The sequence below is a fragment of the Chthoniobacterales bacterium genome (assembly GCA_035274845.1).
Taxonomy (GTDB): domain Bacteria; phylum Verrucomicrobiota; class Verrucomicrobiia; order Chthoniobacterales; family UBA10450; genus AV80.
The window spans coordinates 103,479-128,555 of the sequence record DATENU010000016.1 but is presented as its reverse complement, the minus strand read 5'-3'; the positions used below and the strand labels follow the sequence as shown (position 1 = coordinate 128,555).

Here is a 25,077-nt window from a genome sequence, read left to right as displayed (position 1 = left end):
TTGCTTGCCTGAGCCTTGGCATGCAAACCGTTTGCGCTTGTGAGCAATACTTCGCAATCAATATTCTCGCGAGATGAATCCAATTATGAGGGAAGCAGGTACCCGAGTGGTGGCGATATGTCCGTTTTGCGGCGATCAAGTTTACGAACGGGAGAAGGGCGGTTCAGCAGAGCTTTCATGCTACTTCGCCTCTGGATTGCACGCTGCGAAGTGCAAAAAGAGACCGGATTATGTCGAGAGTGATATATCAAAACTCATGAAAGAACTTTTCGGGGATTCAAACTGATACACACTGCCGACGGGTGGGATGCGTTGCAGAGGCGCCGGGCGCTCGAACGATCTGACAGTCAGGCCCACTTCCAAACTCACTCCCGTTCGAAGACCGTCGCCAAGCCTTGTCCTACCCGACGCAGAGCGACACGAGGCTGCGCGTTGCTTAGCGGTCGCAGCGCGCCTCATCAGCGCTGAGGTTGCACGGCAGGCATCCTCCGCGACTATCGGGTCCGCAGTTCTGACGCGGCAGAGAAGTCCAGCAGCTACGCACTGCGCATCCGCCGAATCGACGGGAGCCGAAGGAGCACCGCCGCGCCCACGCAAACCCAACCAAACCAGCCGCCAAACCTCGCATACAGAGTGGGCGAAGGGGAGCTGGTCGGCACGTGAGCAATTACCGCAGAGCCGGGTAGGATGCTACTCGGCGTCTCCGCGAGGAAGTGACCATACCTATCGGTCGCGGTGAGGAGGCCGCCGCGTGCGGAGTGGACCACCGCGTAGCCGTTCTCGACGCCGCGCAAGGCAGCGATGCGTGCGGCCATCCAAGCGTCGCGCCCGAAATCCCATGCCGGCTCGAGGACAGCGACAACGCCCTCTTTGCCATAACCCCGACCGAAAGAAGCGAAGTGCATGTCCTTGCAAATGGAGAGGCCGAAGCGGCTGTCGTTTATTGAGACGATGACATTCTTATCCCCTGCGGTCATCGATCCTTCCCAACCGGGCACAAGGTGTTGCTTGTCGTAAGCAGCTAGAAGATCGCCGTTCTGACCGAAGAGCCAGGCGCGGTTCCGCCAGCCGCTCTGTTCTCTTAGGCCGACGCCCACGACGAGGAAGACCGCAGTGCGTCGGGCGGTCTCGGAAAGCGCGGCGCGGCGGGCCTCGGGGTGAGGCTCGTCCGGATCGATCTTCTCCGGCAATACGACGATCCGCGCCCCCGCCTCCGCCAGCCGTGTCACCGCGTCATCGTAGCCACGCCAAATCTCTTCTGCTTTCTCGGGCGCTATCTTCTGGCTGATCACGTCGTCGATCGCGACCATCCCGACCGGCACGCTAACAGCGGCGGGACGGCTCTTTGCCAGCCGCCAGCAGCCGGACACGATCGCAAGCACGAGGAGCAGAACCGGGAAGCCATAGGTTAGGATCGGTTGGCTTCTCGGGCGTAATTGATACAAACCAAGCACCACCGCAGACGTGAAAAGGCTCACGACGAAGACAACAGCGGGCGTTCCGCCCACTGACGCGAGCTGGATAACAGGCAGCGCATCCATCTGCGTGTAAGCGAAGCTGCCGAACGTGCCGTGAGGCGAAAAAGTAGAGATCAGCGCGTCCAGGGCAGAGCAGATCAGCGGATATGCGAAGACAGTGAGCCAGTGATCCGAACGCCGCACAACGGTGTGCGTGAAGCTCACGATGAAAATCCACTGCGCGATTTGCAGGGGGATTATGATCAGTCCAATCGGGCCTTGAACCGACACATAGTAGGGCACAAGACTCGCGAGACCGACAGCGGAAGCAAAAGCGGTGAGCAAACGAGCTTCGGCGCGACTGCCGTGGAGGGCGGCGAGCAGCAGGGGGATGGGTGCAATCCAGGCGATCCACCAAACAGGTCTTAATCCGAGCGCGAAAAAGAGAAGTGCGCCGGAACCCAACGCCGCACCGAAGCGTGCCCAGCGGGTTTCAAACAACGATTGCACGCGCGCGATATTACACTGTTCCCGAAAGGTCCGACAGTGCGCGCTGCGAGGAGGCAGCCGGGGATCTTCGCTCCACCAGCGGCTGCCCATTCAGTCCAGCGCGGTTGCACGTGAGGCACCCGTGAATACGGCGCGCTTTATGCACTCAGCCCCCGGCGGCTGCACTTCACTGACAGTCAGGCCCATTTCGAAACTCACTCCCGTTCGAAGACCGTCGCCAAGCCTTGGCCTACCCCGACGCAGAGCGACGCGATGCCGCGCGAGGCGCCGGTGCGAGCCATCTGGTGGATCAGCGTCGTGGCCAGGCGGGCGCCGCTGCAACCAAGCGGGTGACCGATCGCAATCGCGCCGCCGTTGACCCAATTTTGCGTTGTCGATGAAGCGAGTGGCGCAGCTCCAAAAGCGGAAGTTGTTGTACTCTTCGTGTGTGCCGATCCAGAACCAGTAGTAGTCGCCGTTTCGTTCGCGTGCGATCGCACGATAGCTTCGGCCAACCTCAACAGTGTAAACGCCGCCTTTCTTTTGAAAGCCGAGCGACGGATGCCGCGGATTCGCCTGGAACAGAGCGAAATTCTTTTGCGCGAGTCGCTGCACGTGCTCAGGCAACTCATCATAACATCGCCAGAACGACGCGAGCGCATGAGACTTCACGGCATCGGGCGGAAATTTCCAGCGTCAATTTCTGCGTCGATTCTCTCCAAGGCAGCAGCGTGTTTACCGCCGGGCGCAAAGTCCTCTTCGATCTGTTCATCCCAGCCGAGCTTGTCCCGACGGGCTATGTGGGCCGCGAGCTTCGCGAGTTCGTCGCGGCTCAGCTTGTCCACTGCCTGCTCGATTTCGGCGAGGCTCATGCGGTGAGGTTAGCCTTTGCAATACGAATCGACAAGCGACGATAGCGCGGCGAGCTATTTCCAAAAGCGCCGGAGCGTTTTGGCCATCGGTGCAAGCCTTCGAAGCGGCGAGATTAACGACATCAAGACGGTGCTGGTGCGAGGCTAGTCGGGCCAAACTCACTCCCGTTCGAAGACCGTCGCCAAGCCTTGTCCTACTCCGACGCAGAGCGACGCGATGCCGCGGGAGGCGCCGGTGCGAGCCATCTGGTGGATCAGCGTCGTGGCCAGGCGGGCGCCGCTGCAACCAAGTGGATGACCGATCGCAATCGCGCCGCCGTTGACGTTCAATTTTGCGTTGTCGATGCCCAGCTCGCGCTGGCAGGCGAGGGCCTGCGCGGCGAATGCCTCGTTCAACTCGAACAGGTCGATGCGGTCGAGCGTCAGTTTCGCGCGCTGAAGCGCCTTGCGAATCGCGGGCACGGGTCCAAGCCCCATGAACGCGGGATCGACGCCGGCTGCGGCGCTGGGACCGATGAAGGCGATCGGCTGAAGACCCAGCGATTTGGCCAGCCCGGCTTCAACGATCAGCAATGCCGCCGCGCCGTCGTTGATCCCTGACGAATTGCCCGCGGTCACCGTGCCTTGGCCGTCTTTGGAGAATGCGGGTTTCAGCTTGACGAGTTTCTCCAGCGTCGTGTCCGGCCTCGGGTGCTCGTCCACGCTGACGAGGGTCGGAGCGCCCTTGCGCTGCGGAATCTCGACGGGCACGATCTCCTGGGCGAATAGCCCGCCTTGGTGCGCCGCCGACCACCGTTGCTGGCTCTGGAGCGCGAACTGATCCTGATCCGCCCGGCTGATCTTGTGCTCGCGGGCGACATTCTCGGCGGTCTCACCCATGGAGAAGGGGTGATGCAGCGCCGCCAGGCGAGGATTGACCAGGCGCCAGCCAATCGAAGTGTCGAAGATCTGCTGCGACCGGTCGAACGCGGATTCCGCCTTGCTGAGCACATAAGGTGCACGGCTCATCGACTCGACGCCGCCCGCGATGAACACATCGCCGTGATTCGCCTCGACCATGCGCGCCGCGATATTGACGGCTTCCAGCCCCGACGCACAGAGGCGATTCACCGTCGAACCCGGCACGGACGCGGGGAGGCCCGCCAGCAGCGCGGCCATGCGCGCGACGTTGCGGTTGTCCTCGCCCGCCTGGTTGGTAGCGCCGAAATAGACATCCTCGATCAAGGCGGGGTCGATGCCGGATCGCTCCACGACGGCCTTGATGATGTGGGCAGCAAGATCGTCGGGGCGAACCGACGCCAATGCGCCCCCGTGCCGACCGACAGGTGTTCGGAGAGCCGTGATGATCGCCGCTCGCCTTTGCATCAGATTTGATCGCGTCGCTGCACGAGCAATGTACTAAGGGAACTATCTGCCCAAGTCTAGGAGACTGTTAAAAACCCTGGCTCGTGCTTCGAGCGTCATGTCATTTTAGAAACGGTGACCAATTTCCTCCTCTGACACACTTTGCAAAGTGTGCCGAAGCTGACATTCTCTGCTCCACCTGGGGGGTATTCCAACAGTCTCCTAGGGGCGAAACTCAAGGCTGAAGAACCCGCTCCTATTTCGAGCCCGTCGCGAAAACCGTCTGCCGCTTCTGTAGCCGCTTCGCTATGCGAAGCGTCGCGATGATCATGCAGAGCAAACGTCGCCCGCAGGGCGACGGCTACAGGCCTGCGCGGATCAGAACGGGCTCTTCGCGCTTCCCCTCCCCCTCCGCGATCGCGCCGATCACGAACGCTTCGTCGCCGGCCACAGCAACGGTGCTCGCGTGGCCCGGAAAATCGGCTCCCGCAAGCAGGACCTCCACCTTCGCGGTTTGCGCGTTTGCGTCCGGCGTAATTCGGAGCAACCGGACGGCGGCGTCGCGCGCATTCTGAACGGCGATCAACGACCCCTTGTGCCAGACCATTCCATCAATCCCGCCGATCAGCGTCCCCCTGAGGGCGAGTTCCCGTGATTTGCCGCTCGTGAGGTCGTGGACAACCACGCCGCCGGCATGGGCCACATAGAGGCGGTTTTTGGAGAAATCGGTAGCGATCCCGTTCGGCTGGTAGACGGGCGTCGTCAATGCGAGCGCCTCGAGCTTGCCGTCCACGAGGTGGAACACGCCATTGTTGCTGTCCGTCACCGCGAAGCTTCCGTTCTTGAGCAGGGTGATGTCATTACAGTACGCGTTCGGCATCGGGAGCTTGTAGGTTGCCTCGATCTCGCCGTTGGTTTCGTTATGCCGCACGGCCGCGGCATTGCTGCCGTCAACCTCGTTCACGCAAACCAAAACGCTGCGGCTCGCCGGGTCCGGGCGGATCCCGAGAATCTGTGAGCCGCCTGCCTTCGCGATCGGCTTCGCCGCCCCGTCGCCATCGAGCTTGTAAGCGTAGATGGACCCGCTCGCGCCCATCAGGAGAGACTTGGATTGTTCCGACCAGGCAACTCCTTCGCTGCCGCCGGGGAGTCCGAGCTTGATGATGCCCTTGCCACGTCCGAGGCCCTTGCCATTCGCCGCCAAGCGCTGCGCCGCCGCAACGAATCGCGGATCCTCCTTCAGTTTCTGAAACGCAGCTTCGTCGGAGGCCTTGAAAGAGAGGCCAAGGTCGGCAATCCGGTTGAGCAGCGCTATCGCTCCGGCACCATCTCCGTCGAGCGCCAGCCCGCGCGCCAACGCGATTTGGAGCGACGGATGACTCGGCGTGATCACGGCCAGCTTTCGGACATTTGCCAGAAACGCCGGATTATCCCCGCGTTCCCTCGCCGCCCGCGCCGCCGCGTTGATCGCATTGAACTCGGCGAGATCACCCTGAACCATGGTTGCCAGGGCGGTCGCGGACAGCAACCCGGCAAGTGCGATGCGGTTCATCATCATTACATCCACAGGTTACGCAGATTTCCGCAGATTTGCCGAGGTCTAATGAATCTGTGCGAATCTGCGAAATCTGCGGACCAATCAGTGCGTACGCCTTGTCCGCCAGGCGTGAACGCGGAAGCCAATAGCGGCGCCGGCTACAGATTTACTCCGCGCTTATTCGTAAGCAAACCACCAACCATGGTCCACGATCAGCCCGCCTTCACTGATGAAGAACATGAAGTCGTGTCCCCCTCTCCAGTGATAAACCAGGTATTCCCGGTCGCTCTTCTCTTTTACGTCTCGCCCCGCTTTTCTCAGCTCCCGATGATAAATATCAAGAAAGCGAGCCATCTGCCGGCCATCCTTAATGGCATCAGGCTCTCCGAGACATCCCACAATAATTTGCTTCGTAGAAGGAGGATGGCCGAGCTCAATGCCGAGGGAAGCGAGAACTCTGTGGAGCTTGCCGCCATGGTCATGCAAATCCTTGTCATAAGTCCCATCAGGCAACTGACGGCATCTCTCTCGCAATTCCTTATACTGACTGATCAGAGCGCTGACCTTCTCGTTCATCTCCTGGCACCCGTTGCCAGAATCTTTCGATTGCGCCGCTGACACGCCTGCCAGAAGCCAGCCGATGACGCCGTAAGCAACCGCCACCTTGTAAACGTTGCGGCGCTTCAGCTCCGCGAAGAAACCCGCCGGATTCATGGCCCTGCTTCTGCCACAACGACAATTTGGGAGCAAGGCCAGGGTCGCTCTGCTCGCTCCAAATCCCGGGCACCGTTGCGCGTAGCTGTAGCCGGGGTCGTTGACCCCGGTAAGCGAGGGGTCCTTAAATGCTGCCCCGACTACAGGAAGCAGAAAAGCGATGGCAAGCGGGAGCGCTTGCCCTACAATCGGCCAGATTAGGATCTCGATGCCAACATTCGAAGCGCCGGACTTTTACAATCTCGAGGAACTGCTCACAGCGGACGAGCGTCGCGTGCGAGATTCTGTCCGCCATTGGGTGGAGGAACGTTGGCTGCCGATCGTCGCTCAGCATTACCGCGACGGCACGTTCCCGATGGAGCTGGTGCCGGAGCTGGGCTCGCTCGGTGTTTTTGGACCAAGCATCAAGGGATACGGTTGTGGCGGGCTTGGCAGTGTCGCCGCCGGTTTGATGATGCAGGAGCTGGAGCGGGGCGACAGCGGGCTGCGCACCTTTGCTTCGGTCCAGGGCTCGCTCGCCATGATGGCGATCAATTTTTTCGGTTCGGAAGAACAAAAGAACCGCTGGCTGCCGGACATGGCTAAAGGCGCAAAGCTAGGCTGCTTTGGGTTGACCGAGCCCGACTTCGGCTCGAACCCAGGCGGCCTGCGTTGTCGCGCCGAAAAGACCCCGAATGGTTACCGCCTGAACGGCGCGAAAAAGTGGATTGGCAATGGAACGATTTCGGACGTGGCGATCGTCTGGGCGAAAGTCTCCGGCGAAGCGGGCGTCGACCCCGAGGGCGCGGGAGCGATCCGTGGATTTTTGGTCGAAAAAGGAGCGCCGGGTTTCACCGCGAAGTTGATCGACGGCAAGCTTTCCTTGCGGGCGGCGTTAACGGCCGAGCTCGAGTTTAAGGATTGCTTGATCCCGACGAACGCGTTGTTGCCGGAAAGCAACGGATTGAAATCGCCGCTGTTGTGTCTGAACCAGGCCCGCTACGGAATTGCCTGGGGCGCCCTCGGCGCGGCCATGGCGTGCTACGATGAAGCGCGGCAGTATGCCATGAACCGGATCCAGTTTGACCGTCCCATTGGCGGCTTCCAGCTAGTGCAGGCGAAGCTCGCGCGCATACTGACCGAAATTACCAAGGCCCAGCTGCTGGCGTTTCGCCTCGCGCAACTGAAGGACGCGGGCACCGCGCGGCATTACCACATTTCGATGGCCAAGATGAACAACGTCGAGATCGCGCTCGACGCCGCCCGGACCGCGCGCGACCTCCTCGGCGGGGTTGGCATTCTCGATGAACGCCAGTGCTTCCGGCACATGTGTAATCTCGAGAGCGTGAAAACCTACGAGGGCACGCACGACGTCCATCTGCTGGTCCTGGGCGAACGAATCACCGGGATCTCGGCTTTTGGAGGATAGGCTTCCAGTCTGTATAGGCCGGCAGGCTTCCAGCCTGCTGAATTTCATCTCAAGGATTAAGCCGACAGGCAAGATGCCCGTCGGCCGAGTCAGGCTGGAAGCCAAACTTCCGACTACGCCGTCGCGCTCCCCTCGCCTGCCCCGAACTGGATCCCCTGCGCGAGCGGCAATTCCGTCGAAAAATTAATCGTGTTCGTTTGCCGGCGCATGTAGCTCTTCCACGAATCGCTTCCGCTCTCCCGGCCGCCCCCGGTATTTTTCTCCCCGCCGAACGCGCCGCCGATCTCCGCCCCGCTCGTGCCGGTATTGACGTTCGCGATCCCGCAATCACTCCCGGCCGCGCTGAGAAATTTCTCCGCCTCTCGCATGTCGTTGGTGAAAATCGAGGAGCTCAATCCCTGGGTCACTCCGTTGTGGATGGCCATCGCTTCGTCGAAATCTCGATACGTCATCAGGTAAGCCAACGGCCCGAAGGTCTCTTCCTGCACGATCTCGAAATCCGGCTTCGCCGCCGCGAGACACGGCTTCATATAGCAGCCGCCCGGAAATTGCTCGCCGGTGAGCTTCTCGCCGCCGTAGAGGATTTCGCCGCCCTCGCTCTTAACCTTTTCAATAGAGCGCTGCACGTTTTCCACCGATGCCTGGTCGATCAGCGGCCCCATCAAAGTTTCACGCTTAAGCGGATCGCCGATATTGACCGATTTGTAAGCAGCGAGGAGCCGTTTGCGGACCTCGTCAGCCACTGATTCATGCACGATGATGCGCCGCGTCGAGGTACAACGCTGGCCGGCCGTCCCGACCGCACCGAAGAAGATCGAGCTCGTCGCCATATCCAGATCGGCCGTCGGCGTCACGATCAAAGCGTTGTTGCCACCGAGTTCCATGACCGTGCGACCGAGGCGGCCGTGGACTTCTTTCGCTACATCGAAACCCATCCGCGTGGAACCGGTGGCCGAGACCAGCGGAATGCGGCGATCGGTCGCGAGCTTTCGGCCAATCGAAGGGCCGTCCCCGATGAGCAAGCAGAAGATCGCGGGATCAACACCGGTTTCCCGGCAGACGCGCTCTGCGATCTTAATGACAGCAATCGCGGTCAGCGGTGTTTTTTCCGACGGTTTCCAGATCGTGGCGTCCCCACAAATCGCCGCCAACGCGGCGTTCCACGACCACACCGCCACCGGAAAATTGAAGGCGGAAATCACCGCGACCAGGCCGAGCGGGTGCCATTGCTCCATCAGCCGATGATTCGGCCTTTCCGATTGAATCGTGAGCCCGTAAAGCATCCGCGACTGGCCGACCGCAAAATCGCAAATGTCGATCATCTCCTGCACCTCACCTTCGCCTTCGGCGATAATTTTGCCGGACTCGAGAGTGACGAGCTGCCCGAGTTCTGATTTCAGTTCGCGTAGCGCGTTGCCGAGCTGCCGGACGGTTTCACCGCGGACCGGTCCTGGAGTGACGCGCCATTTTTCGAAAGCTTCCTGGGCGCGAGCGATCGTCTTTTCGTATTCGGCGTCACTCGCGGTCCTGACTTTCGCGAGAAGCTTCCCGTCGATGGGCGAGAATTTTTCGATGACCGGGCCGGTGCCGATCCATTCGCCACAGAACGCCCCGGGGTTTTCGTCGGCCAGGCCGAGCTTATTGAGAATTGGATGCATTTGGTTGTGAAATGTGGCGCAAGTTTTCAACTTGCGAATCGAAAACAACGCAAGTTGAAAACTTGCGCCACCATCCTACCTGCGCACCTGCCGGCATTGGGCGCGCAGCAGGTCGATTGCTTCGTCCACAACCTCGGTGGTGAGGTCGAGAGCAGGGCGAAAACGAATTGCCTTCTCCCCCGATTTCAAGACGAGCAGGCCGCGGTCAAAGAGACCCTTCCAGAACTCGTCGCGCGTGGCTGGGTCCGGCAAATCGAAGGCAATGAAGAGGCCGCGTCCGCGGACGGCGGTGACGATTGACTCCTCCTTCTGCAAATCCAGCAGCGCATTCAGAAAATATTGGCCGACGACGCGCGCGTTTTCGATCAGCCCTTCCTTCTCGATAATGCGGAGGAAATGGGTCGAACGAATCATGTCGGTGTAATTGCCGCCCCAGGTTGAATTCAACCGGCTCGGCAGGCGAAAGCAGTTGTCCTCGACTTCGTCCAGCCGGGGACCGGCCATCACCCCGCAAACCTGCACCTTCTTGCCGAAAGCCATGAGATCCGGCTTCACCCCAAAATGCTGGGAACACCAGGCGCGCCCAGTCGTCCCGAGGCCTGTCTGCACTTCGTCGAAGATGAGCAGGATTTCGTTTTCATCGCAGATCTCGCGCAGTTTCTTCAGGAATTCCCCTCGGAAATGATTGTCGCCCCCTTCGCCCTGGATCGGCTCGATGATGATCGCCGCGATGTCGATGCCGCGTTCGTCAATAAACTGGCGGATTTCCCCTTCCGCCTTCTTTTCCCGGGCGACCACGTCAGCCTCCCGTTCGGAATCCGGCAGCGAGAAGTCGATGCCTGGATTCGAGACCCGGGGCCATTTGAACTTCGCGAACAAATCCGTCTTCCGCGGGTCGGTATTGGTGAGGCTCATGGTGTAGCCGCTCCGGCCGTGAAAGGCCCGTTGGAAATGCAAAATCTCAGTCCCCCGCTCGCCTCGACCGGCCGCCATATTTTTCCGCACCTTCCAATCCATCGCGGCTTTCAGGGTGTTCTCGATGGCGAGCGCTCCCCCTTCGATGAAGAGATAACGCTCGAGCGGCGGCAACCCGGCGACCCGCGCCAGGGTATCGACAAATTCGGCGTAGCCGAGCGAGTACATGTCGGAGTTCGCGACTTTGATTGAGGCAGCGAGCGCGAGTTCCTTCTGCACGGCCGGATCGCTAAAATGCGGGTGATTATACCCGACCGGCATCGAGCCGAAGAAACCGTAGAAATCGATCAACCGGGAATTGCTGGCGGCGTTAAACAAATAGGAGCCCTGGCTTTTCTCGGGATCGAGTACGATCCGGAACCCATCGAGCAGCACATGGCGCTCGAGTATTTCCAAGGCGCGCGTCGCGCCTGAATTCTTGTTCTCGACGGTAGGTTTATCTTCGCTCCCGCGGCTCCGCGACGATGTGCGGGCAGCCTCCGTGAGCACAGGCGGAAAACTCATCCGCAGAGGTTAGCTGGACCAAGTATGTTGGTCAATCTATGGACGCTTGGGTCCGGCCGCGACCGTGGTCGGGCTCGAGAGGAGCGACAAGGCGAACTTCTCCGCATTAAACTTGTCGAGAGCAACGTTATAATCGTTTGCCATCTGATTGTAGGCCTTGGCGCCTTCGGTGTCGCTATTGAGCAGGTCGCGCTTCCTGATGCGCAGCTCCTCGCTCACCTGCCGCAGCCGCTGAAATTCCTTGTCGTTGGCCGCGCGCCGCTCTTCGACCGAAGGCTGATTCGGGGCGGCTTTCTCGGTCCCGAAACCGGGGATTTTGAAGGAGTAACTCCCGGCGGCCAGGGCATAGTATTGTTTCTCGGGCGGACCCATCTTGACCAGCCCCACCCGGGTGCTGGGCAACATTTCGTTCGACGTCATCACGTAAAGGAACAGGCAAGGGAGGGTGGCGAGCTGGAACAACCGTGCCCGGCGTGCTTCGTCCGGATAACTGAGGCGAAAGAAGAGCGGCCCAAAGGGGAAAAACACGCCAAATCCCCATTTCTTGCTGATCCCGAAGGCGGCCGTGATGAGCAGACCGCGGGCGATAAGTCCGCAAAGCACTCCCAGAAGCAAGAAAACCAAGGCAACCATGCCTCACCGTTAGCAGGCAAAATGCCAGCCTTGGGTTTCAGACCCGCCGCCAACAATCCGCCCCCGGACGCCGGGGTCAATACCCCCAGCGCCGGAGGTCCAAAACCGAGCGTTATCTAATATTGTACGCTTCCACTAACCCAACGCCCACCGTGCCGCCCACTCCGCGAACAATGGCGGTATAGGGACCCGGGACCAGGGGTTCCAGGAGGACAGCCGATTCCGCATCTTGTGCCGGCGCCAGCCCGGCGGCCTCGATCTGGTCCGCGTGGGTGTCCTGCCGCCAGTTATCATTGGTCGCGATTGATTGGCCGTTCTGATCGAAGACCTCCAGACTCGGATCGGCGAGAGCGTTCGGCACCGACGAGCTGAGCGAGGGACCCATCGCGCGGACGACAACCTTTGCCGGGCCGGATGTCCCCGGACCGATGATAAAGCCACCGATCATGACGTTGTTACCCGACTCAACGAGACCGCGAGTACTAATGTTTCCCAGTTGCGAATCGACGGCCCGCTCGATGTCGTACGCCTCGACCAACCCGATACCGCCGCCGTTTTTCCCACGAAGAATGGCGGTGTAGGATCCCGGCGCAAGCGTCACCAGCATCGCCGCTTCGCTGTCGTGTGCGGGGGCGAGGCCGGTCGCATTGATTTCCGCCTCCTGCGATTGCTGGGTCTGATCGTTCACTTTCCAGTTATCATTGGTCGCGAGGACGCTGCTTTGATTGTGCAATTCCAGCACCGGATCGGACAACGTTCCACCGAGTGGAATTGATGGTCCGATGCCTCGAATCACCACCTTCTTTGGGTCGGTTCCGGTTATGATAAAGCCGCCGATGCCGACGTTGTTCCCGTTATCAACCTGGAGCCGGGTCGCGATATTCAGCATCACCGAGTTGGTGGTAATGGCTCTCACCGCCGGGTTGATACTCATTACGCCGCGCGAGTCGGTCACGCGCAGGATGGCAAAGAATGAGTTACCCGGGTGGGTATAGGTATGAGTAATAAACGGACTCGCCTGGGTGACGTCCGGAGTGCCATCACCGAAGTTGAAGGTGTAGGAAGCGATCGTGTCGCCCGCATCGAGATCGCTCGAGCTTGAGGCGTCAAAGTTCACGGTCAAAGGCGCCGGCCCACTCCGCGGGTCCGCCGCCAGAGAAGCCAGAGGCGGCGTATTGAGACGGCAGGCGTCATTCCCAACCACCGCGTAAACGCCGGCCGGCGCGAGGTCGTTCGGCATGTTGTCCGGCGTAATCGTATCGTTGATTCTCACTCGAATGAGGAAGCCTTGCAGGAGAGATCCTGGGGCAGGATCACCGATCTTGCTCCGTGAGATCACCATCTTGATGGAGCCGTTCGGATTAAAGGTGCTCTCCGCATCGGCGTCGCCCACGACCGTGCTGGGAGCGCCGTAGGCGCCGTTGGTGACCACGAACGTCCCGTACTTGAAGCTCGCCATTCCCAGGGCGTCGGTCCGCATATCGACCCACCGGCCAAGGTTCGCCGGATCGCCGGGGAGCCGGAATTGCACCGGCCAGCGCGTGTTGGGCGGCATGGTCAGCAGGCTCTCCACCTTCACCGTGAAGACAATTTTGTCCGTGATGCCGAAAGGCTCCGCTATCGACAGGCTTCGCAGATCGTAATCAGGAACGCTGGTCACCCCAATCGGGGTAACGAGATCGCCGGACGGATCGGTCAGGATTGTAATCCCAGGCAATTCGCAAGGGTTGAGACCCGGAACCAGTTCCGGGATCACTTCCTCACAATAAGGTCCTTCGCCGATTCCGTTAATCGCCGTGACACGGTAATAGTAGGTGGTGCCCGCCACGGTCGCGGTATCGATGTAGGCCCCTTTGACTCCGGTGTTGGCCAGGAACGTCTCACCCCCTGGTGACGTACCCCGATAAATCCGATACCCGGTAATAGCCGAACCGCTGTCATCCGGCGCGGGCCACTTCAGGGTGACAATGCTCGATTCGTTCATCGTCGCAGTCACCGAGGGCGCGCCCGGCAGCGCTGGCTCAACTGGGTCAAACGCAGCGAACATCCGCTTGCCGCCGCCCTGCCGGGAAATCGCCGCCTTTGCCGTGAACGAGTTTGCGCCGCCATCCACGCAGGGCCCGACGCAGCCGTCCTCGTAACCGATCAGGATGCGGCCCTCCTTGTCGATCGTGGCGTCAAAGAAATCGAGTAGATTTCGGCAGGTCCCGCCTCCGCAAATGCCGCCCCGCTGAATTGGATCGTTCGGGGTCACATTAATCGTCGTCCAACTCTGACCGCCATCATAAGTGACCGCCATGTAAAGGTACCAAACACCGGTGAAAAACGGCTGATCGTAATCATTGCCCCCCGTCGTGGTGCCGAAGAAGGCAAACGCGGCGCGATCGGGATCCCCAGCGACCACCGCGGGGAAAACGCAATTCTGGATGCTGGCTGCCGCACCCACGTCGAACGGCGCGGTCCAGGTCCTCCCTTGATCATGCGAAACCGAAATCCGCGGATGCCCGTCCTGCGACTGCATGCCCATGTAGATCGTGCCATCGGTCGCCACGCCGATGGAAGGGTCGCGATCGCTCTTCGTTGTCGACCCGGGAACCGGCCGGACGCTCCAGGTTATCCCATTGTCTTCGGAAACGATCGCGGCCTGTTGCCCATCGGAATGGCCAATCGGGTCGACCGTTCCGCCACACGCGTTGTCTGGCACATATACCGTACCTACCGTCCCGTTCGCCCGCGTGGCGGGTGTATCGGGCGTGACTTTCAGGTGGCCGTGCAATCCGCCGCAATCCGCCGTCGTGAACATCGGCACCGCCGGCCCAAACGTGACCCCGCCATCATCACTGCGCGACGCGCGGGCGTCCGAGACACTTTGGGAAGCATAATAAACGGCGCGCTTCTCGCCAGTTGCGGGATAGAGCGCCGTCGGGGGAGTCGGCCCATGGTACGGCCCGGAGGCGATCGTCTCGTGATCGATTCCGGCAGGCGGACCGCTGCCTTCACTCGGCTGGAAAGTCTCACCGTCGTCATCCGTAATGTCCACCGTCGCCCCAGCCTGAGTTTCTTCCTGCGCCACAAAAGTGCGGCCGGTCGCGTTGTCGGTGAAAAGAATCGGATCGCCCAGGGCACGGGGCGTGGCCGCCAAAACCAACGGCTTTTCTTCCCAGGTCGCCTTTGCGGGCGAGGAACAATCATTCCAAATCACGCGCAGCATTTCGGCCAGGAAGCCGCCGTAGTAAGTGGAGGTGCCGCCGTTCGGAATCGTGAACATGCTGTTGCTGAAACTTCGCTCCGTCGTCCAGTTGCAGCCGATCGAGGGCTCTCCAGCGCTATCACCGATTCCGGGGGGCGCGGTTGAATTGTACATCCGCGCTGTCCCTGGCGGTGCGACAGGAGTTCCGCCCGGTTCGTCAGCTCCCACCACCGTGACGGTGCCATTGTATTGATCGAGAGGAATCGGCGGCACATTGAAGTAAACGACATGCACGACGAACACGCCGGTGCCTGCGCCTCGGTTGGGATCGACATCCGCGACCTCGGTATTCTGCCCTCCCGTAGCTGATGCGCTGATGCCCGGTCCATCCACTGTATCCTTGTGAATAAAGAGATCGTAGTCGTGGGTGTTCGACGCCCACTTGATTTGAACGCGCGCTTTCTTTCCCGACCACTCCGCCGGACTGCCGCTCAGAGTCAGCGTGAAGACATCGCAGTTGACCCCATCGACACAGCTGTCCTCACTAGACACCTCTCCACTCGGGTCCCCTTCTCCGCCCACACCGGTGCCCATCCAGGCCAGCGCCGGCCCGGCGGGCCCTATGCTGCCCGAGGGCGGATTCGCTGCCAAAGCAAGCATGGCGAGCAACGCGGCGCCGACACCGCATAAGGTCGAGGCCAAAAGAACGCGAACGCGAAAAAACGCAGATTGGTGGTGATGTGATTTGCGCATAACAGATCGTGGTTGAGTGCGAAACGGCACAACGGGACGGCTGACGGAGCCGCGCGGCGGCGTATGGTTTCACAAAGGAAACGGTTTTGCCGCGGCCGCTGGCCGCCACAAGTCCGGATCCGAGACTCACATTACCAAAAGGTAATGCGGTTTCGTCAGACGATTCCCTGGCGCAAATGCTCGTGCTTGCCGGCGAGCAGTTCCTGCGTGAGCGCGTAGCCCGCCTTGTCGGCGTTCTCGCTCGTCCCGGCAAAGTGATGATCGATCCGCATCCGGGCGGAACGGCAGAAGTATTGGGCCAGCGAAAGAATTTCCGCGGCCGGCTCTCCTGCATCGATCTTCGACTGGGCGAAGGCGCAGGTCGCGTTCATGGCGAAGAGTTCGGTCGCGATCCCAACGAAGCGCGAAAGCAACAACTGCTCGCGATCGAGTTTAGGACCGAACCGCATCATGGCGTGGAACAAACCGCGCGCGAGTTTCCTGCTGGTGGCGGCGCCATAGTTCACGTGTTCGCGCAGGTCGGCATGGAGCCGATCCAAATTTCCGGCACTGCTGCCCAGCCACTGTTTCGGATACCACCGCGAGTAAAAGGAGCCCGAGCCGAACATCGATTTGATCCGGGTCGCCATCGGCAACTGCGTGTTGAAAATCGCGCCGCCCACTTTCAAATGCGGATCGAGCGCCTCTCGCGCAATAAAGAGCCGCATGATTTCACTCGACCCTTCAAAGATCAGGTTGATCCGGCAATCCCGCATAAAACGCTCCACCGCGATCGGTTCTTCGCCGCGCCCGGCCAGGGATTCCGCCGTCTCGTAACCGCGCCCGCCGCGCACCTGCATGGCGTCGTCCGCAATCTTCCAGGTCATCTCCGTGCACCACATTTTGCACATGGCGGTTTCGATTCGCAGGTCGCCCGCTTTGCGATCGACCAGCGCGGAAGTCAGGAACGTGATCGCTTCCATGGCGAACGTGTTCGCCGCCATTTCCGCGACTTTGCCCGCGATGGCCGAATGCTGCCCGATCGGCGCGCCCCACTGAATGCGTTCGCTCGCCCATTTCCGGCAGATCTCCACGAGCCGCTTCGACAGCCCGACACATGCCGCCGGAATGGTCAGCCGTCCGGTGTTCAAGGTCGTCAGCGCGACCTTCAATCCCTGGCCTTCCTTCGCGATCAAATTCTCGCGCGGCACCCGGACGTTGGTAAATTTCACGATGCCGTTATAGAGCGCTCGCAGCCCCATGAAGTGGCAGCGATACGTAATCTCAAGCCCGGGCGAATCGACATCCACGATGAAGGCGCTGATTTGCTTCCGCTCCTTGCCGTTCACGATTTTCGGCGGCGTTTTCGCCATCACCACCAGCACGCCCGCCTTGATCAGGTTCGTGCACCAGAGCTTTTCACCGTTCAGGACCCACGCTGTTCCATCGTCGGACAGCGCGGCAGTCAGGCTCATGTTCGCCGGGTCGGACCCGGCATTCATCTCCGTGAGGGCGAACGCGGAGATTTCCTTTCGCGCGACCCGCGGCAAATACTTCGTCTTTTGCTCTTCCGTGCCGAAAAGCAGGAGCGGCTGGGGAACGCCAATCGACTGGTGCGCGGAGACGAGCGCCGTCAGGTTCGCGTCCCAGCTTCCCAGCAGCTCCGCGGCCCGGCCATAATTTACCTGTGACAACCCGAGCCCGCCGTACTGCTTCGGCACTTTGATGGCGAAAGCGCCCATCGCAAAGAGCTCGTCGATGTTCTTCTGCGGAATCTCACCCGTGCGATCGATCTCGTCGGCGTCCACGTTGTCGCGGAGGTAACTCCGGAGCTCGGCGAGAAATTCCTCGGCCGCGGCCGCGTCCTCCGCGCTCTGTTTCGGGAATGGAAAAATCCGGTCAAAATCGAACCGGCCAATGAAGAGGTTGCTCGCGAAACTGCCGCGTTCGTCGAGCGGATCGCGCGAGCTTTCCGCCAGTTCCAGCGCCGCGGCTTTGCCGGCCGACATCTTGGACGTGTCGATTACCGGCGCGGCCACGGGTTTTGCGGTCGTTTCTTCTGCGATCTGCTTTTCCGGAGCTTCGAGCGGTGATTTCATGGTCACTTCCCTTGATAAAATGTAGTTTCGTTCTGGGAGTGCTGGCGAAGCAAATCACACGGCGCAAACTTCTCTCCGGCGCGCGAATGAATGCCGTCCATATCGGTCACCACTTTGGTGAGGCCGACGCTTTCAGCATAGCGCAGAGGGCCTCCGCGATAAACCGGAAAGCCAGTCCCGAGAATCATCCCGTAGTCCGCATCCTCCGGCGTGGCGACGACCTTTTCCTCCAGGCAACGCGCCGCTTCATTCACCATCAAATAAACCAGCCGGTTCGTGATGTTCTCCAGACCGAATTTTTCTCCGGATTCCTGCCGCCATTGCTGCAACGAATCGTTGGGCGTCTGCTGTTTGCCTTCGTACTTATAAAAGCCCGCGCCGGTCTTTCGCCCCAGGATTTTCTCCGAGTGCATCTTTTGCAGGATCTCCGGCGCCTGGTCCCGGGCGCCAAACGCCTTCTCCAGCGTCGCCGCGATGTCCACGGTGATATCGATGCCGATCTCGTCGATCAACCGCAGCGGGCCCATCGGCATCCCCCACTCCAAAAGCGCGTTGTCGATTTCCTCGGCGCTGACGCCGTTCTGGAACATTTCCGCCGCGTCCAGAAGGTACGGGAACAAGACGCGATTCACGAGAAAGCCCGGCGAATCCTGCACCAGCACCGGCAGCTTTCCGATTTGCCGCGCAAAAGCCAGCGCTCGCTCGCGCGTCTCGTCTGCCGTCGCTTTGCCGACGACGACTTCGATCAGCTTCATCCGGCTGACCGGGTTGAAGAAATGCAGGCCGACCACGCGAGCAGGCGCGCCAGTGCTTTCAGCCAGCTCGGCAATCGGCAGCGCCGAAGTGTTCGTGGCGAGAATCGTCGTCTCCGGCGTGTTCGCTGCCAGTTCGGCGAAGATCTCCTTTTTGATCTCCAGCTTTTCCGAGGCGGCTTCGATCACGATTTGCACGTCCCGCAGAGGCACTGGCTGCGTGGACGCGACAATCCGGGCGCGGCCTTCCTTGGCCTTGGCCTCCGCCATTAACCCGCGTTTCACGGCGTCGCCGTATGTCTTGTCGATATTCGCCAGACCGCGGTCGATCGCCGCGGAATCGACGTCCCGCAGGATCACCGTGACCCCGCGAGAGCTCAGCCATTGCGCAATCCCGGAACCCATCACCCCTGCGCCAATCACTGCCGCATGCTGGATTTTTTCCGGCGCCGTCTTTGACGAACCTTTCCGATACTTGTCCGCGAGGAAGAAATTACGAATCAGGTTCTGGGTCGCGTCAGTCGCGCCCAATTCGCTGATGGCGTCCACCTCCATGGCGAGCGATTCATCGATCGAGGAATCGCCAGCCCGCTTGATGATCTCAAGAGCGCGCCCGGGCGCGGCGTTGCCCCGGACTTTTGGAGGGCTGAGCTCCTGCGAAGCCGGCGTGGCCGCAGCTCCGCTCTCCACATTCCGTTTGCCTCCCGCCAGCTTTTTCCGCGCGGCATCGAGCAGTTGCTCCTTGGCAACGACCTCGTCGACCAGCCCGAGTTTCAGCGCCTCCGCTGCGCCGTAAAGCTTCCCTTTCAAAATGACCTCCGCCGCCTTCTCCATCCCGATCAACCGCGGCAAACGCGTCGCCCCGCCCCAGGCCGGCACGAGCCCAAGACCCGTCTCGGGCAAACCAATCTTCGTTGCCGGATCGTCGGAGGCGACCCGGTAATCGCAGGCCAGCGTAATCTCGTAGCCGCCACCGGCGCACGCGCCGTGAATTGCCGCGACCGTCGGCACTTTCAGCGCCGCCAGCCGGTTGAAGACCTTCTGTCCTTCGGCGATGAAGCCACGCATCTCGCCAGTCTGCGCCTGCTTCAGCAAGGTCTTGAGATCGGCGCCCGCGATGAAGATCGACTTCTTCGCCGAGGTCACGATAACGCCCTTGAGCGATGCATCCTTTTCGATCGCATCCACGTGCTCGCGCAGATTGTCCATCGTCGCCGCGTCGAAAATATTCGCCCCGGATTCGGGCCGATCGAAGGTGAGCAGACAGATTCCGTCGTCACCGACTTCACGGCGAATCATTGGGGCAGGCGCTGATTGCGTCATTCGGCTCATATTGGCGAGATTCAGGAAAATTCCAAGCAGTTGTAGTTACGGCGCTCTGTCGCCGTCAGAGGCCGTTACGGCGACACAGCGCCGTCGCTACAACAATTGCGCTCGCGTGAGCCGAATGTTAGAAAGCACGGCGGCGCGCAGTCTCTCGGTTCACCTGGGTCATCATCATGGTCGGCAAAATTCTCCTACCGGAAATTCGAGATCTGATCGCGGAACGGAATTTTGCCGCGCTCCGGGACCTATTTCGGGAAATGCCACCGGCCGACGTCGCCGACATCATCCTCGATTTGGCCGAAGACGAGCAGGTCATCATTTTCCGGCTGCTTCCGAATGCGCTGGCCGCGGACGTTTTCGAATACATCGATGTCGATGCCCAGCAGCAATTGCTCAAGGCCATGGCGCACGAGCAGGTGGCCGCGATCCTCAACGAAATGTCGCCGGACGACCGGACCGCGTTGCTCGAGGAAATGCCCAGTGCCGCCGCGCGGCAGCTCATCAAGGTCCTGACCCCGGATGAACGCCGCATCGCCCAGGCGCTCCTTGGTTATCCCGAAGACAGCGTCGGCCGGCTAATGACGCCCGACTTTATCGCCATCCACGACGACTGGACGGTGAAGGAAGTGCTCGACCACATCCGTGAGTTCGGGCGAGACAGCGAGACCCTCAACGTCATTTACGTCGTCGATGAGCGCGGAAAGTTGATTGACGACCTGCGCATGCGTGAGTTTCTCCTCCGGCCGCTCGAGGCGAAAGTGGCCGACTTCCGTGACCGGACTTTTGTGGGGTTAACGGTGACTCAGTCGCAGGAAGAGGCGCTCAACGCCTTCCGGAAATACGACCGGGCCGCACTGCCAGTGATCGATTCCACCGGAGTCCTGGTCGGAATCGTCACCGCCGACGACATGCTCGACGTCGCCGAAGAGGAAGCGACCGAAGACATCCAGAAATTCGGCGGCATGGAGGCGGTCGACGAGCCTTACATGCGAACGCCGTTACTTATGATGGTGCGGAAACGCGCCGGCTGGCTCGTTGTCCTCTTCCTTGGCGAAATGCTGACGGCTTCCGCAATGAGTTACTATGAGGGCGAGATCGCGAAGGCGGTGGTGCTCGCACTGTTTCTGCCGCTTATCATTTCGAGTGGCGGCAACTCGGGCTCGCAGGCTTCCATGCTCATCATCCGCGCCATGGCCCTGGGGGAAGTCACCCTGCGCGATTGGTTCCACGTCATGCGGAAGGAGATTATTTCCGGGCTAATGCTGGGCGCCGTGTTGGGCATCATCGGTTTCATGCGGGTTGCCATCTGGGCCCAGTTCTCCACGATTTACGGGCCACACTGGCCGCTCGTCGCCCTCACGGTGGGATTCTCCCTCGTGGGCGTAGTCCTCTGGGGATCTCTCTCCGGCTCCATGCTTCCCTTCATTCTACGGCGCGTCGGCGCCGACCCAGCGACCTCTTCCGCTCCATTCGTAGCTACCCTCGTCGACGTGACGGGACTAATTATCTATTTCAGCATTGCCTTGCTCATCATGCGCGGTGCAATGCTATAGCCGGCTTATGTTCTCGATCCGAAAATTCCTGGGACACGACGAAAAGTTTTTCGACCTGCTGGAGGCCAGCGCCGAGCAGGCCGACAGTAGCGTCCATCATTTGATCGCCTTACTGGCGAAACTCGAGCAGCACGAATCACCTGAAAGCCTGGAGAATTTCGTCAATAGCCGCCGGCGGGACAAAGAAATTACCCAGGAGCTGACCGAACAGCTTTGCAAGACGTTCATCACCCCGCTGGAACGCGAAGATATCCAGGCCCTGGCGGACGCGCTCTACAAGATTCCGAAGACCGTGGAGAAAATTGGTGAGCGGGTGGTGATTTTCCCCGGCGACCTCCACGGGCGCAGTTTCGAAAAACATTTGGAATTGCTCGACCAGGCGGCGGAGACCGTTTTGGCCATGGTTAAAGAACTTCGCAAGGGCACCGATGTGGCGACGGCCCGGGAAAAAAATGAACGACTGCAAACGATCGAGGGCGACGCGGACAAGCTGGAGCTCGAGCTGCTCCGGGACCTGTTTCACGGGCAATACGACACGAAGCAGATCATTTTCCTGCGCGATCTCTATGAACTTCTCGAGAAGGTGATCGACCGCTGCCGCGACGCGGGGAACATTATTCTCCAGGTCGTGCTCAAGTACTCCTAGCTCCACTCCAGGCACATCGCATGGTCCTGTTCATCATCGTGGTGCTCGCGGCCATCGCCTTTGAATACATCAACGGTTTCCATGATGCGGCCAACGCCATCGCCACGGTCGTTTCCACAAAAGTCCTGACTCCGCGCCAGGCGATCGCGCTGGCTGCGTTTTTTAATCTCACCGGCGCCCTGATGGGAACCGCGGTCGCTTCGACCATCGGCAAAGGCATTGTCGATTCCAAAGTGATCACCATGACGACGGTGCTCTGCGCGTTGCTGGGCGCAATCATCTGGAACCTGCTGACGTGGTGGTTGGGCCTGCCCTCGAGTTCCAGCCACGCACTCATCGGCGGCCTCTGCGGTGCGGCGCTCGCCTCGGCCAAGGGCAACTGGTCGGTGCTCAAGTGGGACACTGGCCTCATGCCGAAAGTAGTCGTGCCGATGTTCACCTCGCCGGTCGTGGGCTTTCTGCTTGGTGGAATTCTGATGGCCCTGCTGTTTCTCCTGCTCCGATCATTCACGCCCCATATCGTTCACAAGATTTTCGGCAAAGCCCAGTTGATCAGTGCCGCGTGGATGGCCCACAGCCACGGGACCAACGATGCCCAGAAAACCATGGGAATTATCGCCCTGGCTCTTTTCACTGGCACCAAGAGCGGCGCGTTCAAGGATCTGCCGCCGATGTTCGCCTTCCTGCATACCCCCGAATTTGTCGTCGCTCCCTGGGTCATTGTCCTCTGTGCCGCCACCATGGCCGCGGGAACGGCTGCAGGTGGCTGGCGAATCATTCGCACGCTCGGCCACAAAATGGTGAAGTTGCAGCCGGTGCACGGTTTCGCCGCGGAAACGACTGCAGCGGTGATCATCCAAGTGGCGAGCCACTGGGGGATTCCGCTCTCGACGACGCACGTCATCTCGACGTCGATCATGGGCGTCGGCGCCGTGAAACGCTTCAGCGGCGTGAAGTGGACCGTCGTCGAGCGAATCGTCTGGGCGTGGCTTCTGACCCTGCCTGCTACCGGTTTGATCGGCTATGTCCTGGCGCGGTTAGCCCAATAATTTCAGGAGCGGCGGGACACGCTACGGCGCCCCGCGATCGTAAACTTCCACAAGGCCGATGCCGGTACCGTTGTTCGCGCCCTTGAGTAACGCGGTGTAAGCGCCGGGCGGTAGCGTCGTCGCAATGCCGGATTCGAGATTGTTTGTCGGCGCCAGGCCGGCCGCGGTAAGTTCCGCTGCCTGGGCTGCGTTATCCTGCCAGTCGTTATTGGCAGCCAGGAGAGCGCCGTTGCTATCGCGCAATTCGAGCATCGGGTTCGCGAGAGGATTAGGCACACCGGAACCACTGAGGCTGGGGCCGATCCCGCGCGCTACAATCCGATCACTGCCGATGTTGCCACCGAGAATGAATCCCGCAATCACGATATCATTCCCCGTGCTGACGAAGGCGCGGGTGCTGAGATTGGCCAGCTTCGATGAAGTTGCCTGATTGAGGTCGTAAACTTCAACCACGGCGACACCGGAACTGTTGTTCTTACCCGTTAGCACCGCGGTGTAGGAGCCGGGATTAACGGTGACATCAATCGCCGATTCCAGATTATTGGAAGGCGCGATGCCCGAGGCCATGATGGCGGTTTCCTGCGCGGGATCGTCTCTCCAGTTATCGTCCGTAATCGTCACAAATCCGGCTGGACCGTGCAGTTCGAGGACTGTATCGGCCAGCGCATTGGAGATACCGAACCCGGTCAGCGAAGGTCCGAGGGCCCGAATGAGTAGATGTTTGGGAGCACTCCCCGTGACGATGAAGCCTCCAATGCCCGCGTTGTCGCCGGCTTGAACCAGCATCCGGGTTGAGAGATTGAGCGCCTGCGAGGCCGGGCCCGGCACCGGCGTCGGCGTCGGCGTCCCACCGCCGCAGGTAACATCCGGACCTTGGATTCCGACGGTCATGGGCGCCCCGGTCTTGAGAAAGCCGATCGTTGCATTTACCGCTCCCGGCGCACGGTCGGAGTCAAAACGAAAACTATAGGTGGTGGTCCAGCGGATCGCGTTGGCATTTTCGTTTTGGGCGAAGGTCTCGGAAGTCCAGCTCAGGCTGCTGGCCGTCTGGGTCGAAGTCCACTCCGCGTTGCTATATCCGGCGTTTCCCTGGGTCCCGTCATTGGCAAAACCAGCAAGATTACGCGGAGCGTGGAACCCGAGATTGCTCAGCGTGACTCCGCAGCCCAGGGGGATACTGAACGATTGAACCGCGCGATCGAGATTTTGATTATAGATCGCATATTCGTAGTGCCAGATGCCCGCGACGGGGCCGGTAACCTTGTAGGCAATGAAAGCACGCCCATCGACTCCCGGCTCCGGCTCTATCGTCTTGATGGTCGCACCGGTCCAGGCACTGATGGCAGGCATCGTTTTCATGGTCGGACCAGTATTGGAAAAAGTGAAACTTGTGGTGCCGGTAACGCTAAAAGGGCAGTAGGAAGCGTTGTTGTACATGTTGCATTGTCCGGGGTGCGCCTGGCACCACGCGTATTCGTGCGGAGTAACGTACTGGACCTCCGAAAAATACGTGGCCCCCGGATTCATGCTGGGTTTCAAATCGTTCGCCTCCACGGCAAGCCGGTGCGACGTGCCGTTGTGGGTATGGCCGGAATGATCGTTCGAAGTCGATGGAAAGGCGCCCGTGAATGGGTTCACCCAGGCGCGCGAACCGAGCTGAGTAAATTGCGCCCCGGTACTGGCGTCATATGTGTCAGAGCAGCCTACTCCCAGCTTGGCGAAGCTGGACGCGGGAACGCAGCCGAGATCGCAGCCATCGATTTGGTCCGCCCCAAACGCATGCTTGATCCAGGCTTCCCCAATCTGCTCAAAGCGCTCGGTGTTGCTCGCGCCGCCGCTCATTCGATAAATACTCTGGGCAATCACAGGATGGTCGGTATTTCCTAATTGGAAAAAATTCACCTCCACGTCGCCGATATTGCAGGCCGTCGGTGGCATCGCGAGGGCGACCTGCGTGCCGTTACTGCCAAACTGTTGCGGAGCACCTATGTCGCTTACGATGAGATCCGGTCCCGGATTCAGCATCGAACCTTCGGGCCGGGAAGGCTGAGCCGTTAATTCCGCACCGGCACCAAATAACAAAGCAAATAGCAGCGTGTAATGACTCAGTGTTTTCTGTAACATTGTCCTCATCCTCCT

General features: G+C 60.3%; 17 protein-coding genes. 4 read left to right on the top strand and 13 right to left on the bottom strand.

The window, feature by feature from the left end; all coding sequences use genetic code 11:
* Positions 1–536: 536 nt before the first annotated feature.
* The 6 genes from VJU77_11900 to VJU77_11875 all read right to left on the bottom strand — a co-directional run bounded on the left by VJU77_11900 (position 537) and on the right by VJU77_11875 (position 6,413).
* Positions 537–1,967, bottom strand: coding sequence for a nitrilase-related carbon-nitrogen hydrolase (locus tag VJU77_11900; protein ID HKP04046.1), 1,431 nt, complete (start codon positions 1,965–1,967; stop codon positions 537–539).
* Positions 1,968–2,161: 194 nt separating this feature from the next.
* Positions 2,162–2,578 (bottom strand): hypothetical protein, encoded by a 417-nt coding sequence (locus VJU77_11895; protein HKP04045.1) that lies wholly within the window; start codon positions 2,576–2,578, stop codon positions 2,162–2,164.
* A 36-nt stretch (positions 2,579–2,614) separates the two neighbouring features.
* Complete coding sequence (locus tag VJU77_11890; protein HKP04044.1) at positions 2,615–2,818, bottom strand: hypothetical protein; 204 nt, start codon at positions 2,816–2,818, stop codon at positions 2,615–2,617.
* Between the two features lie 159 nt (positions 2,819–2,977).
* The gene (locus VJU77_11885) at positions 2,978–4,183 is read right to left on the bottom strand and encodes an acetyl-CoA C-acyltransferase (GenBank protein HKP04043.1); all 1,206 of its coding nucleotides are present in this window, start codon (positions 4,181–4,183) and stop codon (positions 2,978–2,980) included.
* 340 nt (positions 4,184–4,523) lie between these two features.
* The gene (locus VJU77_11880; GenBank protein HKP04042.1) at positions 4,524–5,714 is read right to left on the bottom strand and encodes a hypothetical protein; all 1,191 of its coding nucleotides are present in this window, start codon (positions 5,712–5,714) and stop codon (positions 4,524–4,526) included.
* 162 nt (positions 5,715–5,876) lie between these two features.
* Positions 5,877–6,413: a hypothetical protein gene (locus tag VJU77_11875; GenBank protein ID HKP04041.1), complete on the bottom strand. Its 537-nt coding sequence runs from the start codon at positions 6,411–6,413 to the stop codon at positions 5,877–5,879.
* A 208-nt stretch (positions 6,414–6,621) separates the two neighbouring features.
* On the opposite strand from VJU77_11875, the gene VJU77_11870 reads away from it, so the two are divergent.
* Complete coding sequence (locus VJU77_11870) at positions 6,622–7,821, top strand: acyl-CoA dehydrogenase family protein (protein ID HKP04040.1); 1,200 nt, start codon at positions 6,622–6,624, stop codon at positions 7,819–7,821.
* 113 nt (positions 7,822–7,934) lie between these two features.
* On the opposite strand, the gene VJU77_11865 is transcribed toward VJU77_11870, so the two are convergent.
* From VJU77_11865 to VJU77_11840, 6 genes are all read right to left on the bottom strand, one after another.
* Positions 7,935–9,479: an aldehyde dehydrogenase family protein gene (locus VJU77_11865; protein ID HKP04039.1), complete on the bottom strand. Its 1,545-nt coding sequence runs from the start codon at positions 9,477–9,479 to the stop codon at positions 7,935–7,937.
* Between the two features lie 75 nt (positions 9,480–9,554).
* Positions 9,555–10,958: an L-lysine 6-transaminase gene (lat, locus tag VJU77_11860; protein HKP04038.1), complete on the bottom strand. Its 1,404-nt coding sequence runs from the start codon at positions 10,956–10,958 to the stop codon at positions 9,555–9,557.
* 36 nt (positions 10,959–10,994) lie between these two features.
* Positions 10,995–11,591: a hypothetical protein gene (locus VJU77_11855; GenBank protein HKP04037.1), complete on the bottom strand. Its 597-nt coding sequence runs from the start codon at positions 11,589–11,591 to the stop codon at positions 10,995–10,997.
* A gap of 112 nt (positions 11,592–11,703) precedes the next feature.
* Positions 11,704–15,534, bottom strand: a complete 3,831-nt coding sequence (locus tag VJU77_11850; protein ID HKP04036.1) for a PKD domain-containing protein — start codon at positions 15,532–15,534, stop codon at positions 11,704–11,706.
* Between the two features lie 155 nt (positions 15,535–15,689).
* The gene (locus VJU77_11845) at positions 15,690–17,612 is read right to left on the bottom strand and encodes an acyl-CoA dehydrogenase family protein (protein ID HKP04035.1); all 1,923 of its coding nucleotides are present in this window, start codon (positions 17,610–17,612) and stop codon (positions 15,690–15,692) included.
* 2 nt (positions 17,613–17,614) lie between these two features.
* Positions 17,615–19,663, bottom strand: coding sequence for a 3-hydroxyacyl-CoA dehydrogenase NAD-binding domain-containing protein (locus tag VJU77_11840; GenBank protein HKP04034.1), 2,049 nt, complete (start codon positions 19,661–19,663; stop codon positions 17,615–17,617).
* Positions 19,664–19,863: 200 nt separating this feature from the next.
* On the opposite strand from VJU77_11840, the gene mgtE reads away from it, so the two are divergent.
* From mgtE to VJU77_11825, 3 genes are read left to right on the top strand one after another with little or no spacing between them, the layout of a single operon-like run.
* A complete protein-coding gene (gene mgtE, locus VJU77_11835; protein ID HKP04033.1) occupies positions 19,864–21,243 on the top strand; it encodes a magnesium transporter in 1,380 nt (459 codons plus the stop codon).
* Positions 21,244–21,250: 7 nt separating this feature from the next.
* Positions 21,251–21,889 (top strand): DUF47 family protein, encoded by a 639-nt coding sequence (locus VJU77_11830; GenBank protein HKP04032.1) that lies wholly within the window; start codon positions 21,251–21,253, stop codon positions 21,887–21,889.
* Between the two features lie 20 nt (positions 21,890–21,909).
* Positions 21,910–22,938 carry an inorganic phosphate transporter gene (locus VJU77_11825; GenBank protein ID HKP04031.1) on the top strand — a complete coding sequence of 343 codons (1,029 nt, stop codon included), beginning with the start codon at positions 21,910–21,912 and terminating at the stop codon, positions 22,936–22,938.
* Positions 22,939–22,959: 21 nt separating this feature from the next.
* Here VJU77_11825 and VJU77_11820 read toward each other — a convergent pair whose 3' ends face one another.
* Positions 22,960–25,062 (bottom strand): hypothetical protein, encoded by a 2,103-nt coding sequence (locus tag VJU77_11820; GenBank protein HKP04030.1) that lies wholly within the window; start codon positions 25,060–25,062, stop codon positions 22,960–22,962.
* Between the last annotated feature and the right edge of the window lie 15 nt (positions 25,063–25,077).

What these genes read in the sequence shown, in the direction of transcription:
- VJU77_11855 (HKP04037.1), bottom strand. Translation starts at nt 11,591, where the DNA reads ATGGTTGCCTTGGTTTTCTTGCTTCTGGGAGTGCTTTGCGGACTTATC.
- VJU77_11850 (HKP04036.1), bottom strand. Translation starts at nt 15,534, where the DNA reads ATGCGCAAATCACATCACCACCAATCTGCGTTTTTTCGCGTTCGCGTT.
- VJU77_11890 (HKP04044.1), bottom strand. Translation starts at nt 2,818, where the DNA reads ATGAGCCTCGCCGAAATCGAGCAGGCAGTGGACAAGCTGAGCCGCGAC.
- VJU77_11830 (HKP04032.1), top strand. Translation starts at nt 21,251, where the DNA reads ATGTTCTCGATCCGAAAATTCCTGGGACACGACGAAAAGTTTTTCGAC.
- VJU77_11840 (HKP04034.1), bottom strand. Translation starts at nt 19,663, where the DNA reads ATGATTCGCCGTGAAGTCGGTGACGACGGAATCTGTCTGCTCACCTTC.
- VJU77_11845 (HKP04035.1), bottom strand. Translation starts at nt 17,612, where the DNA reads ATGAAATCACCGCTCGAAGCTCCGGAAAAGCAGATCGCAGAAGAAACG.
- mgtE (HKP04033.1), top strand. Translation starts at nt 19,864, where the DNA reads ATGGTCGGCAAAATTCTCCTACCGGAAATTCGAGATCTGATCGCGGAA.
- lat (HKP04038.1), bottom strand. Translation starts at nt 10,958, where the DNA reads ATGAGTTTTCCGCCTGTGCTCACGGAGGCTGCCCGCACATCGTCGCGG.
- VJU77_11885 (HKP04043.1), bottom strand. Translation starts at nt 4,183, where the DNA reads ATGCAAAGGCGAGCGGCGATCATCACGGCTCTCCGAACACCTGTCGGT.
- VJU77_11875 (HKP04041.1), bottom strand. Translation starts at nt 6,413, where the DNA reads ATGAATCCGGCGGGTTTCTTCGCGGAGCTGAAGCGCCGCAACGTTTAC.
- VJU77_11865 (HKP04039.1), bottom strand. Translation starts at nt 9,479, where the DNA reads ATGCATCCAATTCTCAATAAGCTCGGCCTGGCCGACGAAAACCCCGGG.
- VJU77_11880 (HKP04042.1), bottom strand. Translation starts at nt 5,714, where the DNA reads ATGAACCGCATCGCACTTGCCGGGTTGCTGTCCGCGACCGCCCTGGCA.
- VJU77_11870 (HKP04040.1), top strand. Translation starts at nt 6,622, where the DNA reads ATGCCAACATTCGAAGCGCCGGACTTTTACAATCTCGAGGAACTGCTC.
- VJU77_11895 (HKP04045.1), bottom strand. Translation starts at nt 2,578, where the DNA reads ATGAGTTGCCTGAGCACGTGCAGCGACTCGCGCAAAAGAATTTCGCTC.
- VJU77_11820 (HKP04030.1), bottom strand. Translation starts at nt 25,062, where the DNA reads ATGTTACAGAAAACACTGAGTCATTACACGCTGCTATTTGCTTTGTTA.
- VJU77_11825 (HKP04031.1), top strand. Translation starts at nt 21,910, where the DNA reads ATGGTCCTGTTCATCATCGTGGTGCTCGCGGCCATCGCCTTTGAATAC.